This is a genomic window from Terriglobus sp., assembly GCF_965201105.1.
In the GTDB taxonomy this organism is placed as follows: Bacteria; Acidobacteriota; Terriglobia; order Terriglobales; family Acidobacteriaceae; genus Terriglobus.
On the sequence record NZ_OZ241741.1, the window covers coordinates 395,804 to 411,828 of the forward strand.

A 16,025-nucleotide genomic window follows, 5' to 3' on the forward strand; every position below is an offset into this window, starting at 1 on the left:
GCTCTTCTAATTGATCCATTCTGGAGGTTGCCTTGGATTTCACAAAGAAGTTGGGAAAGGCTCAGACTCAGAAGGTCATAGATCCACGTGTGATCTACGAGACGCTCGACCGTGCCAGTGATAAAGGGCCACTTCGCCCGGCGCAGGACAGCATACTTAAGGCCTGGCACGAGACGAGGCGGAAAGACAGAGATCTAATCATCAAGTTACAGACGGGCCAGGGAAAAACACTGATCGGTCTCTTGATGCTGCAGGCACGGCTCAATGAGGGGATCGGTCCGGCAGTCTATCTCTGCGCCAACAATTTCTTGGCCGACCAGACTCGAAAGCAAGCCCGTGAATTTGGAATAACAAATCTTTGCGATGATCCCGACGATTCCGACTTCATCGCGGGTCGATCAATCCTTATAAACAACGTGACGAAGCTCTTCAACGGGCTGACAAGATTTCAGCTGGGTTCTCAATCTCATGTGGTTGGGACCGTGTTGCTAGATGATTCACATGCGTGCGCGGACTCAATACGATCAACATTTAGCATCAATCTGAAGGCCGGTAGCTCTCTTTATGCAGCGCTACGTGATCTCTTCGAAACTGATTTAGAGAATCAAGGCTTGGGTTCATATGCAGACATCAAGCTGGGAAAATTCGATTCTGTTCTGCCGGTGCCATACTGGGCGTGGAAAAACCGTTTAAGCGATGTCACTCGCTTCATTGCAAAGACTGCCGATAGCGACGAGCTAAAGTACACTTGGCCGCTACTAAAAGATTCGTTGGCCGATTGCGCGTGTGTCTTTTCCGGGACCGGTCTTGAAATCGCGCCATACCTCCCAGACCTCTCCCTCTTTGGTTCATACTGGCGGGCCAAAAGTCGCATCTTTATGTCTGCAACTGTGACAAACGATGCGTTTCTCGTGAAGGGCCTGAACTTAGCTCCTGACGTGATCCGAAAGCCACTGACCTATGACGGAGAGAAGTGGTATGGGGAAAAGATGGTTTTGATTCCGTCCCTTATCGACGGTTCCCTAAGCAGGACAGCGATCATTGATGGTTTCGCTGGTGTCTCAAAAAAGCGCAAGTCAGGTGTTGTAGCCCTGGTTCCGGGCAGTAAGCAGGCGCGAGACTGGAGAACGAAAGGCGCTCATGTTGTAGATCGCACATCCATCGTGGAAGGTGTGAAGCGTCTGCGCGAGAAGCAATTCAGTGAAACAGTGGTGATCGCAAATTACTACGACGGCATCGACTTGCCAGATGACGCTTGCAGGATTCTTATCTTGGATTCCAAGCCCTTTGCGAACGGCCTGATCGACACATACGCTGACTCCTGTAGGGCTTCGAGTGAGATCACTTCATTAAAGCTTGCACGCACAATCGAGCAGGGACTTGGAAGGGCGGTGCGGGGGCAAAAAGACTACTGTGTAGTTTTGCTGATCGGCGCAAATCTGGTACGAGCAATTCGAAGTGGTAGGTCCCGGCTACAGTTTTCGGAGCAGACTCAGCAGCAAGTAGCGATCGGGTTGACTGTCTCTGAAGACGCGAAGGGTGAGGTAGGCGAGGGTGTTGATCCACCCAGCGTACTCAACACCCTCATCAATCAGTGCTTAGGAAGAGATGATGGCTGGAAAGCCTACTACGCGCAGGAAATGCAAAGCCTAACAGTCGTTGCATCAGAACCGAAACTTCTAGAGGTGTTTGCAGCGGAGCTGGAAGCCGAGCAGCACTACAGGGACGGGGCTTACGAAGAGGCAAAACGTACGACACAGAAGCTGATCGATACGCATTACGGACCTGATGACTTTGAGGATCAAGCCTGGTACCTGCAGGAGATGGCGCGATACATGCTGCCTGTGAGCGCGACGGAGTCCAACGAACTGCAGGTGAAAGCTCACAAGAAGAACAAGTTTCTTCTGAAGCCGCAATCTGGTTTTGTATTCGAGCCCCTAATCATTCCGGAGAAGCGCATCACGGCTATAAAAACGTGGATGAAGTCTTTTGAGAGCAACGAGGCAATGATCCTTGGAGGCGAAGAGATTCTTGCGGACCTTTCGTTTGGTGTGGCGGCAAGCGATTTTGAGGAAGCGCTTCGGCGACTTGGGCTGGCTCTCGGGTTTGCTTCACAACGGCCTGACAAGGAATGGAAGGAAGGACCTGACAACCTTTGGGGCCTGAGTGAGGGACAGTTCTTGTTGATTGAGGCTAAGAACGAGGTTGACTCTGAGCGGACTGCGATACACAAAGATGAGACCGGTCAGATGAACAACGCATGCGCCTGGTTCAAAAACCACTATCCAGGTGCAAAGGTTAAAAACCTCATGGTCATACCGACAAAGGACATCGCGAAGGCGGCGGGCTTCAACGATCCTGTGCAGATTATGCAGAAGAAGCAATTAAATGACCTGAAGAGCAGATTTCGCGATTTTCTACTCGAATTTAAGCAGGTGGATCTGCATGACTTAGCAGATGAGACGTTGCAGAGGTCTCTGCAAAAGCATTGGCTCACCAGCGATGATGTAGTGTCTAGGTATGGTGTGGACCCCTTGCCTGCACTACCGTGATCGTCCAGTACGTGGCCGCGGCAACTACTTACCGAACTGGATGCCGAGCAGCTTGTGCTCTGGTTGGTCACCGCGTAGCGTCAGGGTGATAGCTTGCCCTATTAGCGCTGCTTCCGACTGCGAAAGGTGGGCAGTCATCATATCGTAATTCTCTGTGTTGATGGACACGATGTACTGCTTGCCTGTGTCTGGAAGAGCCTTCATAACGTATGAGAACCAAGCGGCCCGCACTTTCGGATCAATGTCAGCGAAGAGGCGATTGTCGTGCCACAGCGCGTCCATATTGTGATTCGCTCCGTTCATAAGAACAAGCCAGTCGAAGCACAATATGCGGGCATCATTGATCCCGTCCGAATCATCGCCCTCAATCTGCACCGTTAGGTCATAGCGCACGAGGTTCTCACCAAGGTTGTTCTCAATCACTATGCCGGATGGCACGTGTGGGTAGAGAAGCTGAGCCAGTGAGATGAAGTTGCTGTCTGCAGCAGCAACCGGATTTGTGAGCACGTAATCACTTGCCGTGCGGTCCTCGTCAAGCTTAGCTTCCCTAATCTCTTGCACTTTGCTTGAAAGGTTTTGTGAAAAGTTGAGGTACTGCGTCAGCCGGGTTTTCTCTTCATCAAAGGCAGCGATTTGCTTGGCGAGAGCAGCGTATTCATCAAGAGCGCGCTTGCCTTGGAGAGATTGCAGCTTTGCGTCACGATTCTCGGCTAGAATCTTGCGTTCGGATTCGCTTTTGGAAAGCTCAATTGCTAAGCGAATCAGATCGCGATTGAAGCGCTCTTTGCGAGATGCGGCGAGCCCTTGATGGAATTCTTCAACCGCACTGAAATGAGCAAGGGCCTCGGGCTTAAAGACATCCTGAAGCCCGCTATAGAGGCTGAGCAGATCCTCACGTGAGATGTCTGGATGTGTAGCAAGGGAGCGCTCTATGTTTCTTTGCTGGAATTGGAGTACAGCAATCTGCCGCTCTTTGTCTCTAAGCTGCTGAGTCAAAGTGCCAGCCTGCAATTCAATACTGCGGTAATCTTCGGCAACTTGGAACTTTTCGAGATCGGCACGCAAGCGGGTCAGTTCTCGCTCCAAGAACTCAGCTCGAACTCGTGGTTGTGCTCCTGCACGGAAGACATCCTTAAGGATACCGTCCTGCTGCCAGTTCTTTTGAGCCTGACTCAGTTGGTCGAGCGCTAATTTATGGTCTCGTTTGCTGACCACAAGGGAGCAGTCAAGGCCGAGTAAGTAGAAGCTTCGGAGCCGAGCTTCAAAGTCCTGCTCTTTCGCAGTCTGAAGCGGACTAATGCAATCCTCACGCCTGTAACGGGAGAATCGTTTGAAGAGGGAACGGAAGCTCAAGGTAGGAACCTTGGGGTCTAGGTAGAAGATGCCGGCCTGGTCCAGCCACGCCCGCAGGGCAGTCAGGTTAGAGACCTTCTCGTCTAGCCAAATCTTTTTTCCATCCCCGGTGCGCGAAATGATGTGTTCCCGGTCAGCATGAGTGAAACGGAGCGTGAACACCCAATCCGGAACGGCCTTTCGAAGCCGGGGATCGACACTGGCGCCGAGACAGTGGTGAACGAGTCCCAGAGCAAGGGTCTTGCCAACGCCGTTGCTGCTACCTTCCTGAGAACGGTCTTCCGACCCGTCTCCTACGATCAGGGTCAGGCCCGTATCGTTGAAGTTGACGGTATGAAACGACCGCCTATCACAGGTGAGAGCGATTAGCTTCATAGAGGCGCTAGTTAGGATTAGATGCAGGAAGTCTTGATGGCTGGGCTTGAACTCGTCCGCCCGGTGCATTGCGTATCTGACCGATGGAGAACAGCACGTCTACCGCAAGCACAACCTGGGTAAAGGAAGGCTTCGAAGGCCACCCATTTCCCTCGGATTCGACAGTAGCCCAGAGCTCGTCCAATGTGCGAGGCTCGCTCAACCTTTGCCGGAGTAGACCAGCAATCGCGATTAGCGATTCGCTGAACCTCACGTGCTTATGCGGAAGGATTGCTGTCTGGATGTTCATAGGCATCGCACGTCTCGAAGTATTTCGCTAAAATCAGTTCGGCTGCAGGCCGGAAAGCAGCAGTTTGCAACGTTGAAAGACTGCCGCTCGGCACGAGCCGCTCGACGAGCCAAAAATATCGTTCGTCCGGCGCATCTTCGCCGCCCGGGATCGCGTCCTGGCTCTCTAAATAGTATCCATGAATCTGTTGTGCAAGCGCCTGCCGTGTGCCGGCATCCTGCGTGCCTAGAAACTCGTCCACTATAGAAACTTGGTATGACGCCGATCTGAGGCGGTGGCTTACGGCTTGCGAAAGTCCGTTAAATACGATCTTCGCCTCAAAGTCGGGGGCGGTTTCGTTGAGGAAGTACGTTCTAGCCGCAGAGACAGCGGTTAGGCTGGTGAGCAGCTCGCCTAGGGCTGCCTGCTCGATGAGCTGAACTTCATCATCCGGTAGGGCCGCTCCAAGAACATCCTGCCGTTGCTCCTCTGTTAGACCCATGAATGTAGCAAGGAGCATCTGCATGGAATAAGCACCGGCAGAGTCAAGCTTCTTTTTCAACTTCAGATCTTGGAGAGCACTTGCGACCGGGGCCGGCGTCCCATCAAAACGATCATTGAAGACGAACGAGAAGCGACGAACGTTCTTCCATTTAAGAGGTAGCTTTTCGTAGTCGTCTAAGGCTTTCTTGAGAGCCACTGGAGCGGTCCCCTTTGAGGTGGGACGTGGCCCATAAAGTTGAAAGTAATGCCCGTCCTCCTCAATCCAGCCATCATTTCCACCGTCTCCCCAGTTTCCATAGGGCTGAATTGCTTCAAAGCGCGGGTCGGCGTACTGCATTACGTGGCTGAACAGCTTTTGGAATGCGTCTCCGTGAGCCTCATGTACGCGAAGCTTGAAGAATACACGGAAGAGAAATGGGCGATTTGCAGTCATCTCAATGACCTGTGAGAGAAGCATACGTTGGTGAGGGTTGTGCGTTGTTGGCGTCAGACTCGCCAAGAATCTTGCGCAGGTATGGGCTTCCACCTCGGGCCATCTTCAAGACAGTTTCGGTGTGACCTTCTTGGCTCGTCTCTACAAAAGAGAGCAATGCCGCCACCTTAATGGAGAGAGTGTGCATACGGTTTTTGGATGGTCTCTGCTGCTCGAATTGTCCATGTGCGAAACGTGCTCTCACTCTCACGATTTCGCGAATCAAATTGTCTTGGTCGTCTGTAATAACAGCCTCAGTGCCTGGAGGGAGCTGCCCAAACAGGTAATGAAGCTGCTTGTCTAAAGGAGTTCGGCCTCGCTTCTTCGACGATTTCCTGAATAGCCACTCTGCGTACTGGACGTTACCAAGGAAGGCTTCCTGAATCTTCTGAGGGTCATCGTCGTCTGAGCCAAAGCTATAGCCGATCCATTCGGTTCCGTCGTCGTCAACTTCAAACACCTGCCCTCCTCCTTCGCGTAGCGAATAGGTATACGCTAACGCGACGTTGCAACTGTGACAGAAATCCGTCGCTTTAGGGTTGATTCTTGCATTGTTCGACAGCAGTGAGCCGGAGTCTTAGAACCATTTGCGACAGTTCGCGCTCAAGACGAGCCTACTTGGCTGTTTGTTCAGATGTTTTCAGCTCTATGAGTTTGGTCTTGGCGTACTCATTATCGGGGTCGATCGAAAGTGCCGAGTTGAAGGCGGCGACGGCTGCTTCTTCCTGATGAGCTTTCATGTATGCCTCTCCAAGGGCTACCTGGTCGTAAGTCGACTTCGGGTACAGCAGGCAGGTGAATTTTAGGAGGACGATGCTTTCCGGAACGTGGTTCTGCTCTTGCAGCTCGAACGACCAGTTGAGTAAGGCGGCCTTGTCCAGTTTGAAGTCGGGCTTTTCCTTCTGCATGGTGGCGTAGATGGCGGCAGCTTGATCAAAGCCCTGCTGACCGATCTGCGTGCGAAATGAATCGAACGAAGCCGGAAACCCTTTCGCGGGCCGGAAATCAGCAGTAAGCAGGTGGGGTGGGGCACCGTTCTCAGCTGTAGTTTTCCTGAGAAAGGCTGCCGCCTCCGCGTCGTGTTTCAAATACGCGTTGAGGAAGTTGAGAGTGTAGCGACAGATCCAGGCATACCCGGCAACGCCATCTTCACGGGAGTAGTCGCCCTTGTGGTCTCCTGCATACTCTTTCCAGAAGTCCTCGTTCCTCTGGAACATGGAGCTGTGTTCCTGGTGTACCAAGGCAAGATCGTGGACAGTCATTAGGTCGCCGTGGGTCCACTGGTTCAGCACACTGGGCCCCTGTTGATCGGGACCGGAATGGTTCAGGTAGACGTGCTCAAGACTGATCTCGCCCTGGGTGAAGTAGAGCAAGGGGATCGTCATCTGGTCCGGATGAACGTAGCCAGCTTGTTTCACAATGCCTGGGAAGTAGCGCATCGAACCGTCGAGAGCGACGAGCGCACTGACACGGGAGTCCCGCGTGGCCGCGAAGAGGTTGGAGAGACCACCCCAGCTGAATCCTGCGACAGCGATGTTAGAGAAATCGACATTCGCCAGGGTTCGGGCATAAGAGATCAGGAAAGAGATGTCTTTGGCCTGTGCCTCTGTTCCTGCTATGTCGGAAGTCATAAATCGGGTGGTCGCGCCCATGTCCGGGCTAGCGAGAACCACGTAGCCGAAGCTGGCGAGGTACTCGCAAAGATCGGCATTTTCCCAGGACATCGCAGAAAGGCTCGGCGCGTACACCACGACCGGGTACTGACCTGCTACCTGGGAAGCGTCCCATACGGCCAGAAGGCTGTCGTTCAGGGTTGGCGTCAGAGCTTTGATCCAGTCCTGCCATCGGAACGACATGCCTGGATGGCTGAAGTCGGTTTCGGAAGCCAGGAGCTTTCCGTAGTCAGCTACAGTCATCTTATTGGCTTTGGACGGGGTTGCTGGATACCAGATGAGAGTCTGGATCGGACGGGCACGTTCATCGGTGTATGGCTTGCCGAGCACGTCCGTCTTCGAGTGGAAGGTGCGGGTATAGTCATACTGCTCAACGACTCTGAGGCCTACTGCGTAGGGGCCGGGCTTTAGGGTGAAATGAAAGTGGGGAGCCGTCTGGGCTGAAGCAAAGCAGGAAGAGAGAACGAAGAGTACGGCACGGCGCATGCGAAGCCTCGGCAACTTGAGGTTAAGGTTACATAAAACCTTAGCTTCGCAAGATGCGTTTGGAGACGATGCAGCTTACGGTTTGGCGGCGGCAGCCTTTTCCGCATCCTCAATGGCTTTGCGAAACGCATCCACAGCCGGTACGCTGTGCGACCGAAGTCCATCCGTGGCCACGTAGCGCCAACCTGGGTTTGAGTCGAGAGCATTACTTTGCTGCCCCTCGTACACCAGAAAGGAATCGTCCGGCTCACCAACTTCCGTCTGCGGGTGCGGTCTCCCAGGGAGCGACGTGTCCGGGTTGTTCGGCGAGTTCGGCTGATTCCCGCGCTGACCTCCTACCAGAATGTCGCTGTCGTTCCCACTGAGTACGCTGGGTCTGCGATTCTGCTGTGGGGCTGGTAGTGTGGCATTTACGACCTTTCCGTTGCCTCGTCGCACCACGATCAACAACTCCGCAGTGGAAGAGTCGATTACAGGTTCGAACCTTCCCCACTTGAGTAGAGCTGTTTCCACGTCTTTCTGTGCGACCCGGTTTGCCTGGGGATCCTTTACATCGACACCTGAGTTCGGGTCGATCAGGACGCTCACCGTTTTTGCCTTGAGGATGTAACTGGGTAAGCTAGGCTTCGACTTGTCCTTTGCAAATCCAGCTGGCAAAATGACCAGTGCAACGAGGAGCAAGAAAGACACCCGTTTCCGCATAGACCCTCCGGCCTCGCCACTGTATCAGCCGGAGCCCAGCTCTCGAAAGTGCATCGGTCTCGTCAAGGTACGCCGAGTGCAACGATCGTGTCGCAAGCGGTCAGACAACAAGCTGCGACACGGAGGTACTGAAGATCGTCACAAACGAACGTTTGTGAAAGCGTACACCGGCAACTTCCGCACAACGGCGTTCGCCTCGAGTATGCGCTGCAGCGAATCTTTCTTACACTTGGGACATGGCTAAACATTTGTTCATCAATGGCGTCACCGGGGGAAAGAGGATTGCCCAGTGTGCGCGTTGCGGTCAGATCGCATCCGTTGAGGACGGGAAGGTTTCTAACTACATAGCAGCTCAGGAATGCCCACGCAAAAGCGTAAGTGAAGACCTGCATCGAGCAGCTCCATGGATTGTCAGGCAATCCACGAAAGATAATTAGATGACCATGTAACAAAGGCTCGTGCAGCTTCGCTATACAGAACCTTCGGGACCGGCACCAGAGCGAGCGTTCACAAACGAAGGTTTGTGAACGCATCTGCAGCTCACCCATTTTGTTGACGATTTCTACCCAAAACACGCTCTTTTCTCAAGTCATAATCTAGCTGTCCACGCTGGACGTTTATGGTAGCGTCAGACATGGTCATTGGCTACGCCCGTGTCTCAACGGAAGACCAGAACACAGAAGGCCAACTTCCAGATTTGCGTAAGGCCGGTTGCAAGCGCGTCTACCAGGAGAAAGTGAGCGGCGGTGCCGCTGACAGGCCGGAGTTGGAGAAGTGCCTGGAGCGTTTGGAGAAGGGAGACACGCTCGTGGTGTGGCGGCTGGACCGGCTTGGCCGTTCCATCCGTGACCTGCTTCGGATCGTGGACGGGCTCGACAAGAACGCTGTTCACTTCGTCTGCCTCAAAGAGAAATTCGATACCAGCACAGCTGCAGGCCGGCTGGTCTTCCACTTCTTTGCCGCACTGGCCCAGTTCGAGAAGGAACTGGTCCGGGAGAGGACCATGGCAGGACTCTCTGCGGCAAGGGCTCGCGGTCGGCTGGGAGGCAGAAGCCGCCTGCTCACTCCGCAGCAGGCGAAGGTCGTCAAGACCATGTGGGACAGTCACGACCATACTCGGCAGGAGATCGCCACCCAGTTCAAGGTCTCGGTCTCTACGATCGTACGCAGCCTGCGAGCTTCGGCAGCGCCACCCAAGCCAACTCCTCCGAAGCTGAAGGGAGGGAAGTGATGCGTGTGCTCTGCAGTACGATCCATGGCACCGATGTAGAGGGGGAAGTGATCGGCGGCGAGAGCTTCGACCCAGAGACAGAGACCTGTGACATGGAGTCGGTTTTCACGCTACGCTGCGACGATGGCAGGTTTTACCAAGTGCATGGTTGGCTGGTCGATGTGACTATTCTGGAGAAGCCAAGCAAGTTCTATCTGATGTGACCGATGAAGACGCCGCGACAGACCGCCATGCACTGCCCGTGTGGAAGGGCAAAGATCCTTGCGCTGGGCCTGTGCTCGACCTGCTACACCTTGAAGCGGCAGGATGCCGAGCACTTCGGCGGCCTGCGGGAAGTGGTGCTGGAACGTGACGGCTACCGTTGTCGCGTCTGCGACGCTTCCGGGCGAGGGAAGCGGGAGATCATCGTGCACCACCGGGTGCCAGGCAAATCCGTCCTCAACCTGATGATTGCCCTCTGTCCCGCTTGTCATGCCAAGATTCATCGCACAAAGGCTGCGCTCTCCGTTATGCCGCCTCTACTGCTGAAGCTGTGGCGGGAGCAGAACCCTGACGGGCAGGAGCAGATTGCCCTCGACTTCAGCCGTCCGCAGCTAATAGGGAAGAAAATGCCGCTATTTTTGGACCCCATGGACGGCCTGAGACGGCAGTTCAGATGAGCGGATCCAAGTAGATTTCGATTGCTTACGGCATGCTGCTTACTTAGCCGCGGAAACTTCCCTTCGCGTTTCAGACCATCGCACGAGCGCCTGGAGTGCAGGACGCAAGTCTAGCCCGAGTTCCGTCAGTTTGTATTCGACTTTGGGCGGCACTTCGGGATAGACCGTGCGATGGACGACGCCATTTGTCTGAAGGAAGCGGAGCTGCTGAATGAGCATCTTCTGCGAAGCGAGTGGGATGGCACGCTCCAACTCCGAAAAGCGCATCACTCCCTTGTCGAACAGGTGGAAGACGATCATCATCTTCCAGCGTCCCTCGAGGAGGGTAAAAGCCTCCTCTGCGGCATCTGCTGACCAATCATCCTTGGTGTGACCTGGTGTTTCTTTCACCTTACCTTTTGGTAAGTACCCCACCTTCTGGTCAGTTCTTGTCATTTGATTAGCTTACCTCCTACAGTAAGGGTGTTGTTACCCCAAAGCCCAGGACCCGCCAATGCCGAATCACCTCCTGTACTCTCCCGCCGTAGAGCAGCCTGAACCCGATGAACAAGAAACCTTTCAGAAGATTGTCAAGCTGATGACGGAAGGGCAGGACCTCACCCGTGAAAAATACGGCCGTCCAATCCGCATCTCCCATGCCAAGGCTCACGCCATCCTTAAGGGCACGCTCGTTGTGCGCCAGGATCTTCCAACGCAGCTCGCACAAGGACTGTTCAGTAAACCCGGTTCCTACGACGTGCTGGTGCGTATGGCTTCTGCTCCGGGCGAACTGCTGGACGACTCCAAGGTAAACAGCACACGCGGGATGGCGATCAAGGTCTTTGGTGTCGAAGGACCCAAGCTGTCGGGACACACTGCCGACACGCAGGATTTTGTGCTTTCTCCCGGCAAGGAGTTCATCTCAGGGAATGCAAAAGCATTCCTGCAGGCCTTCAAGCCTAATGCAGAGGTTGCACCCAAGCTGTCGGACACCACGAAGGGCATCGTTTCAACGATCTCCCGCGTCACGAATGAGGCGTTGAACGCTGTTGGTGTGAACTCTGCAAAGCTGGACTTCTTCGGTCATCCCCTTGTTCATCCTCTCGGGGAAGCGCAGTATTCTCAAACTGCTTTCCGGCACGGTGAGTTTGTAGCGAAGTACGGAGTCATTCCAGACACGCCAGCACTCGAAGCGCTTATTGCAGACAAGTTCGATCCTGAGACGCCGGACGCTCTGCGTGAAGACTGCAATGCTTTTCTGAAGGTAAACGCGGCAGAGTACAGCTTCCGTGTCCAGCTCAACACGAACACGGATGAGATGTCGATTGAAGACGCTACAAGCCCCTGGCCGGAAGAACTGTCGCAGTATGAAGAAGTAGCACGGCTCATCATTCCTGCTCAGACTGCATGGGATTCAGCGCGAGACAGCTTCGTTGAGCCACTTTCCTTCTCGCCGGATCATTCGCTCGTCGCTCACCAGCCACTTGGCTCCATCAACCGTGCGCGTCGCGTCGCGTATCAGGCATTGTCGCAAGTACGTCGTTCAGAAAGCGGCAACTCAACAACGGAGCCAGCCAACGCCAACGCTCTCGCTGCAAATTGATCCTTGCCGAATCGACTCCCGTACCGAAGAACCCTACGGTACGGGAGTTGCTGATCTCACTTACTCCTTCGTACCCAACCCGTCTCTTGAACTTACAGTTTTGATGAGAGGGAACATGACGCTTCTGAAGAGCGCATACAGGTCAACTATACAAACCCATCGTTACCGGACGTATATTACTCATCATAGATGACTTACGCGTGGTAATAGCACTACACCTCAGGTGGTGCGTAGCGACACCTTGACGTACGGTGGCAGACCTGGCACCTCTGCCCAGTTGCATCTAAATCAACACGCAAGAGAGCGAACGCAGGCACCTTCGGAGGAAGCATGACGACCGGACAGCAGGCATTGGGAGAGAGGGCGGGTTTGGCCGTCACAACAGAAATGACGGTGAATGGCCGTTCCCACACGTTGCAGGTTGAGCCCTGGACTTCTTTGCTTGACCTGCTTCGGGAGGGACTGCAACTTACAGGGAGCAAGAAGGGCTGCGACCACGGCCAGTGCGGGGCATGCACCGTGCTGGTGAACGGTGTACGCGTGAATAGCTGTCTTTGCCTCGCTGTGATGCACGATGGCGATGAAGTCACGACGATCGAAGGTCTCGGGAGCGAAGGAAACCTTTCCCCGATGCAGCAGTCCTTTGTGGATCACGATGGCTACCAGTGCGGGTATTGCACGCCGGGTCAGATTTGCTCCGCTGTAGGCATGCTGAAGGAAGGCCACGTGAAGACAGAAGCGGACATTCGGGAACAATTGAGCGGCAACGTGTGCCGCTGCGGAGCGTACCCGAACATTGTCGCAGCGGTGAAGCACGTCATGAGCATGGGCCAGACGGAAGGTGGGCGATGAACAACTTTCAGTATGTACGTGCCGAAGGTCTGGACGGTGCTGCCCGGTTTGTCGCGGGGCACGTCGGGGCGAAGTTCATCGGCGGCGGAACGAACCTCGTCGATCTGATGAAGTACAACGTCGAGAAACCGTCGGCCCTGGTGGATCTGAATCGGCTTTCCATGCGTGAGGTTTCGGAGCTGCCGGACGGCGGTCTGCGGATCGGTGCGCTGGTGACCAACAGCGATGTTGCTTACCATCCAACTGTATCGACGTGTTACCCAGTGCTGTCACGAGCCATCCTGGCCGGTGCCAGCGCGCAACTCCGCAACAAGGCGACCACTGGCGGCAACCTGCTGCAGCGCACGCGCTGCGTCTACTTCTACGACACAGCGACGCCCTGCAACAAACGTGAGCCTGGAACCGGATGTCCGGCAAAGAGGGTATCAATCGCACCCTGGCAATCCTCGGCACAAGCGTGTCGTGCATCGCGACGCACCCCTCCGATATGTGTGTGGCACTCGCCGCGCTGGGAGCTGTAGTTCAGGTGACGGGCCCGGGCGGCAGTCGCAGCATTCCCTTTGAGGAATTCCACCGCCTGCCCGGAGACCATCCCGAAATCGAAACCACACTGGCACCGGACGAAATCATCACCTCCGTCGATCTGCCCAAGACCGGCTATGCCGGCCGCTCCGCATATATCAAGGTGAGGGATCGGCAGTCGTACGCGTTCGCCCTGGTCTCTGTAGCGGCGGGCCTTGAAGTCGTGGACGGAGTAATTGCCAAGGCAGGCGTCGCGCTCGGAGGCGTGGCACACAAGCCTTGGAGAAATCCGCAGCTGGAGCAGGAGTTGCTGATCGGCAAGGCTGCCAACCGCGACACCTACCATGAGTTCCAGCGCGCTCTTTTAGCGGGTGCGCAGGGATTCGGAGAAAACGACTTCAAACTGAAGCTGGCACCGGTCACCGTAGTGCGTGCGTTGGAGCAGGCAGCCCACGAAGGAGAACAGGCATGAACACCCATCTGATCGGCACAGACGTGAATCGTATCGACGGACCAGCCAAGGTGTCCGGCGCTGCCAAGTACGCCGCAGAGTTCTTCGCGCCAGACATGTTGTACGCGGTGGTTGTTTCAGGTGTGATTGCACATGGTGAAATCGACAGCATCGACACCGCTGCGGCCATGAAGGTAACCGGCGCTGTGGAGGTGTTCAGCCACAAAAACCGGCCGCACATGGCTTGGTTCAACAAGTCGTACCTTGACGAGGACGCCCCCACCGACGGCAAGCCGCTTCGCCCCTTGTACGACGAAAAGATTCATCATAGCGGTCAGCCGGTTGCGCTCTGTGTTGCCGAAACGTTTGAGGCAGCACGGGCCATGTCCAGGCTGGTCGAAGTGTCGTACAAGGCACTGACGCACCAGACGGACATGACCTTCGCCGTGCAGGAAGCGAAGAAGGTTGAGAAGTCCAACCGCGCAGGCATCGAGCCGCCACCCAAGAACCGCGGCGATTCGGCTCAGGCGTATGCCGACGCGCCCGTAAAGCTTGCCAAAGGGTACCTGTCGCCCACGGAGATCCACAATCCGATTGAGCTGTTCGCCACCACCGTCGTCGTGAATGAAGACGAGACGATGACGATCTACGACAAAACGCAAAGTGTCAGCAACAGCCAGCTCCTGGTATGCAATGCGCTCGGCCTTTCCAAGGACGACGTCCGTGTAGAAAGTCCCTTTGTTGGAGGCGCGTTTGGATCGGCACTGCGGCCGCAATACCAGCTCATCCTTGCGACGATGGCGGCGAAGGCTCTGAAGCGTTCGGTACGGCTCACGCTCACGAGAGACCAAATGTTCACTCTCAGCCACCGCCCGGAAACGCTGCAGGAGATTCGCCTCGGTGCCGACACGGACGGCACCCTTCTCGCGATGCACAACGAATCGTTGCAAGCCACCTCGCGTTATGAGAACTACTTCGAAGTCATCGCAAACTGGAGCGGTCTAAGCTACCTTTGCGAAAACGCCACCATGGAAGAAAAGACGGTTTCCATGGACATTTCTACTCCGGGCGATATGCGTGCTCCTGGCGCTGTGCAAGGCGTTTGGGCGATAGAAACGGCAATGGACGAACTGGCCATCGCGACGGGTCGCGATCCCGTCGATCTGCGGCTCCAAAACTACGCTGAGAAAGACCAGAACCACGGCAAGAAGTATTCCAGCAAGGAGTTGAAAGCCTGTTACGCGCAGGGAGCGGCGATGTTTCGCTGGAACGAACGCAAGCCGACGCCGCGTACGGAACGCCGTGGCACCGCCTTGGTTGGGCGCGGCATGGCCGGCGGTGTTTGGGAATCGCCGCAAATGCCAGCCTCCGCGAAAGCAACACTTGCGCCGGACGGCACATTGACTATTGCCAGCGGCACGGCCGATATCGGCACCGGAACCTACACCGTGATGGCGATTCTTGCCGGCGAAGCACTCGGTCTGCCGCTTGCAAAGGTGATTGTGAAGCTGGGGGATTCGGAGCTACCGGTAGCACCGCTCGAAGGGGGCTCCTGGACCGTTTCTTCTGTAGGAACAGCTGTCACAGAAGCATGCAAAGCCGTTGCGGAAAAGGTCTTCAAGCTCGCCTCCGGTCTGGGCGATTCGCCCTTGAAGCACGCATCGTTCAAAGATGTGGAGTTCGTTAACGAACGCATCTCGTTGCGCGGCGACGCCACGAAGTTCGTGACCCTGGCTGCCGCGCTGGCATCGGGCGACGGCGAACCGATCGCAGAGAAGACCAAGACGGGGCCGAATTTCCTGAAGCAGCACGGCTACAAGAGCTACACCCACTCTGCAGTATTTGCCGAAGTGGAGGTGGACGAAGATTTCGGGACCGTATCGGTCTGCCGCGTGGTGAGCGCGATTGCGGGCGGCCGCATCATCAATCACGAAGCAGCCCGCAGCCAGATTCTTGGCGGCGTCGTTTGGGGCATTGGCATGGCGCTTCAGGAGCAGGCCGAAACCGACCATCAGTTCGGCCGCATCATGAACCACAACCTGGCCGAGTACCACGTGCCGGTCAACGCCGACGTGCATGACATCGAGGTCATTTTCGTCAAAGAGGAGGACGACATCGTAAATCCGATCGGTGCGAAAGGCCTTGGAGAAATCGGACTTGTCGGCGTAGCTGCTGCCATTGGCAACGCAATCTACAACGCGACAGGCAAGCGCATCCGCGAGCTGCCTATCACGCTCGACAAGCTCATCTGAGGCTGCATTCCAAGGATGGTGTCCGCAGTGCAGGATGGGGGGTCGATCTTGGATCCCCTTCCTAGCATGGCGTCGAGAGCGAAGCAAAAGA

General features: G+C 55.4%; 16 protein-coding genes. 9 read left to right on the top strand and 7 right to left on the bottom strand.

All coding sequences use genetic code 11. The annotated features are described in order from the left end of the window. Positions 1-32: 32 nt before the first annotated feature. On the top strand, positions 33-2,552 hold the full coding sequence (locus ACOFKT_RS01710; RefSeq protein WP_419805713.1) for a DEAD/DEAH box helicase family protein: 2,520 nt from the start codon (positions 33-35) through the stop codon (positions 2,550-2,552). 24 nt (positions 2,553-2,576) lie between these two features. Here ACOFKT_RS01710 and ACOFKT_RS01715 read toward each other — a convergent pair whose 3' ends face one another. The 6 genes from ACOFKT_RS01715 to ACOFKT_RS01740 form a co-directional block, all read right to left on the bottom strand. Continuing rightward, the gene (locus ACOFKT_RS01715) at positions 2,577-4,280 is read right to left on the bottom strand and encodes a DUF2326 domain-containing protein (protein ID WP_419805714.1); all 1,704 of its coding nucleotides are present in this window, start codon (positions 4,278-4,280) and stop codon (positions 2,577-2,579) included. Between the two features lie 7 nt (positions 4,281-4,287). After that, complete coding sequence (locus tag ACOFKT_RS01720) at positions 4,288-4,575, bottom strand: ABC-three component system middle component 6 (protein ID WP_419805715.1); 288 nt, start codon at positions 4,573-4,575, stop codon at positions 4,288-4,290. Next, positions 4,538-5,485, bottom strand: a complete 948-nt coding sequence (locus ACOFKT_RS01725; RefSeq protein ID WP_419805716.1) for an ABC-three component system protein — start codon at positions 5,483-5,485, stop codon at positions 4,538-4,540. The genes ACOFKT_RS01720 and ACOFKT_RS01725 overlap by 38 nt, the downstream gene beginning before the upstream one ends. Position 5,486: 1 nt before the next feature. Beyond that, entirely contained in the window at positions 5,487-5,984 is a 498-nt protein-coding gene (locus tag ACOFKT_RS01730) for a hypothetical protein (RefSeq protein ID WP_419805717.1), read from the bottom strand. Positions 5,985-6,138: 154 nt separating this feature from the next. Continuing rightward, positions 6,139-7,683: a dienelactone hydrolase family protein gene (locus ACOFKT_RS01735; RefSeq protein ID WP_419805718.1), complete on the bottom strand. Its 1,545-nt coding sequence runs from the start codon at positions 7,681-7,683 to the stop codon at positions 6,139-6,141. 75 nt (positions 7,684-7,758) lie between these two features. Then, positions 7,759-8,271, bottom strand: coding sequence for a hypothetical protein (locus tag ACOFKT_RS01740; protein ID WP_419805719.1), 513 nt, complete (start codon positions 8,269-8,271; stop codon positions 7,759-7,761). A gap of 748 nt (positions 8,272-9,019) precedes the next feature. Between ACOFKT_RS01740 and ACOFKT_RS01745 the strand changes: the two genes are divergently transcribed. From ACOFKT_RS01745 to ACOFKT_RS01755, 3 genes are all read left to right on the top strand, one after another. Continuing rightward, positions 9,020-9,616, top strand: a complete 597-nt coding sequence (locus ACOFKT_RS01745) for a recombinase family protein (RefSeq protein WP_419805720.1) — start codon at positions 9,020-9,022, stop codon at positions 9,614-9,616. Next, a complete protein-coding gene (locus ACOFKT_RS01750) occupies positions 9,616-9,819 on the top strand; it encodes a hypothetical protein (RefSeq protein WP_419805721.1) in 204 nt (67 codons plus the stop codon). Before ACOFKT_RS01745 ends, ACOFKT_RS01750 begins: the two co-directional genes overlap by 1 nt. Positions 9,820-9,909: 90 nt before the next feature. Next, positions 9,910-10,275 (top strand): HNH endonuclease, encoded by a 366-nt coding sequence (locus tag ACOFKT_RS01755; RefSeq protein WP_419805722.1) that lies wholly within the window; start codon positions 9,910-9,912, stop codon positions 10,273-10,275. Positions 10,276-10,314: 39 nt separating this feature from the next. Here the strand turns inward: ACOFKT_RS01755 and ACOFKT_RS01760 are convergent, their stop codons facing one another. Further along, the gene (locus tag ACOFKT_RS01760; protein ID WP_419805723.1) at positions 10,315-10,710 is read right to left on the bottom strand and encodes a winged helix-turn-helix transcriptional regulator; all 396 of its coding nucleotides are present in this window, start codon (positions 10,708-10,710) and stop codon (positions 10,315-10,317) included. Between the two features lie 58 nt (positions 10,711-10,768). On the opposite strand from ACOFKT_RS01760, the gene ACOFKT_RS01765 reads away from it, so the two are divergent. The 5 genes from ACOFKT_RS01765 (at position 10,769) to ACOFKT_RS01785 (ending at position 15,934) form a co-directional block, all read left to right on the top strand. Beyond that, complete coding sequence (locus tag ACOFKT_RS01765) at positions 10,769-11,857, top strand: catalase family protein (RefSeq protein ID WP_419805724.1); 1,089 nt, start codon at positions 10,769-10,771, stop codon at positions 11,855-11,857. Between the two features lie 330 nt (positions 11,858-12,187). After that, positions 12,188-12,709 carry a (2Fe-2S)-binding protein gene (locus ACOFKT_RS01770; protein ID WP_419805725.1) on the top strand — a complete coding sequence of 174 codons (522 nt, stop codon included), beginning with the start codon at positions 12,188-12,190 and terminating at the stop codon, positions 12,707-12,709. Further along, the gene (locus tag ACOFKT_RS01775) at positions 12,706-13,230 is read left to right on the top strand and encodes an FAD binding domain-containing protein (RefSeq protein ID WP_419805726.1); all 525 of its coding nucleotides are present in this window, start codon (positions 12,706-12,708) and stop codon (positions 13,228-13,230) included. The genes ACOFKT_RS01770 and ACOFKT_RS01775 overlap by 4 nt, the downstream gene beginning before the upstream one ends. Beyond that, positions 13,197-13,703: an FAD binding domain-containing protein gene (locus ACOFKT_RS01780; protein ID WP_419807078.1), complete on the top strand. Its 507-nt coding sequence runs from the start codon at positions 13,197-13,199 to the stop codon at positions 13,701-13,703. Before ACOFKT_RS01775 ends, ACOFKT_RS01780 begins: the two co-directional genes overlap by 34 nt. Then, positions 13,700-15,934, top strand: a complete 2,235-nt coding sequence (locus ACOFKT_RS01785; protein ID WP_419805727.1) for a xanthine dehydrogenase family protein molybdopterin-binding subunit — start codon at positions 13,700-13,702, stop codon at positions 15,932-15,934. Before ACOFKT_RS01780 ends, ACOFKT_RS01785 begins: the two co-directional genes overlap by 4 nt. Positions 15,935-16,025: the final 91 nt, after the last annotated feature.

Excerpts from the sequence above, each read along its gene's own strand:
- ACOFKT_RS01715 (WP_419805714.1), bottom strand. The coding sequence starts at position 4,280 with ATGAAGCTAATCGCTCTCACCTGTGATAGGCGGTCGTTTCATACCGTC.
- ACOFKT_RS01720 (WP_419805715.1), bottom strand. The coding sequence starts at position 4,575 with ATGCCTATGAACATCCAGACAGCAATCCTTCCGCATAAGCACGTGAGG.
- ACOFKT_RS01725 (WP_419805716.1), bottom strand. The coding sequence starts at position 5,485 with ATGACTGCAAATCGCCCATTTCTCTTCCGTGTATTCTTCAAGCTTCGC.
- ACOFKT_RS01735 (WP_419805718.1), bottom strand. The coding sequence starts at position 7,683 with ATGCGCCGTGCCGTACTCTTCGTTCTCTCTTCCTGCTTTGCTTCAGCC.
- ACOFKT_RS01745 (WP_419805720.1), top strand. The coding sequence starts at position 9,020 with ATGGTCATTGGCTACGCCCGTGTCTCAACGGAAGACCAGAACACAGAA.
- ACOFKT_RS01750 (WP_419805721.1), top strand. The coding sequence starts at position 9,616 with ATGCGTGTGCTCTGCAGTACGATCCATGGCACCGATGTAGAGGGGGAA.
- ACOFKT_RS01760 (WP_419805723.1), bottom strand. The coding sequence starts at position 10,710 with ATGACAAGAACTGACCAGAAGGTGGGGTACTTACCAAAAGGTAAGGTG.
- ACOFKT_RS01765 (WP_419805724.1), top strand. The coding sequence starts at position 10,769 with ATGCCGAATCACCTCCTGTACTCTCCCGCCGTAGAGCAGCCTGAACCC.
- ACOFKT_RS01770 (WP_419805725.1), top strand. The coding sequence starts at position 12,188 with ATGACGACCGGACAGCAGGCATTGGGAGAGAGGGCGGGTTTGGCCGTC.
- ACOFKT_RS01775 (WP_419805726.1), top strand. The coding sequence starts at position 12,706 with ATGAACAACTTTCAGTATGTACGTGCCGAAGGTCTGGACGGTGCTGCC.
- ACOFKT_RS01780 (WP_419807078.1), top strand. The coding sequence starts at position 13,197 with ATGTGTGTGGCACTCGCCGCGCTGGGAGCTGTAGTTCAGGTGACGGGC.
- ACOFKT_RS01785 (WP_419805727.1), top strand. The coding sequence starts at position 13,700 with ATGAACACCCATCTGATCGGCACAGACGTGAATCGTATCGACGGACCA.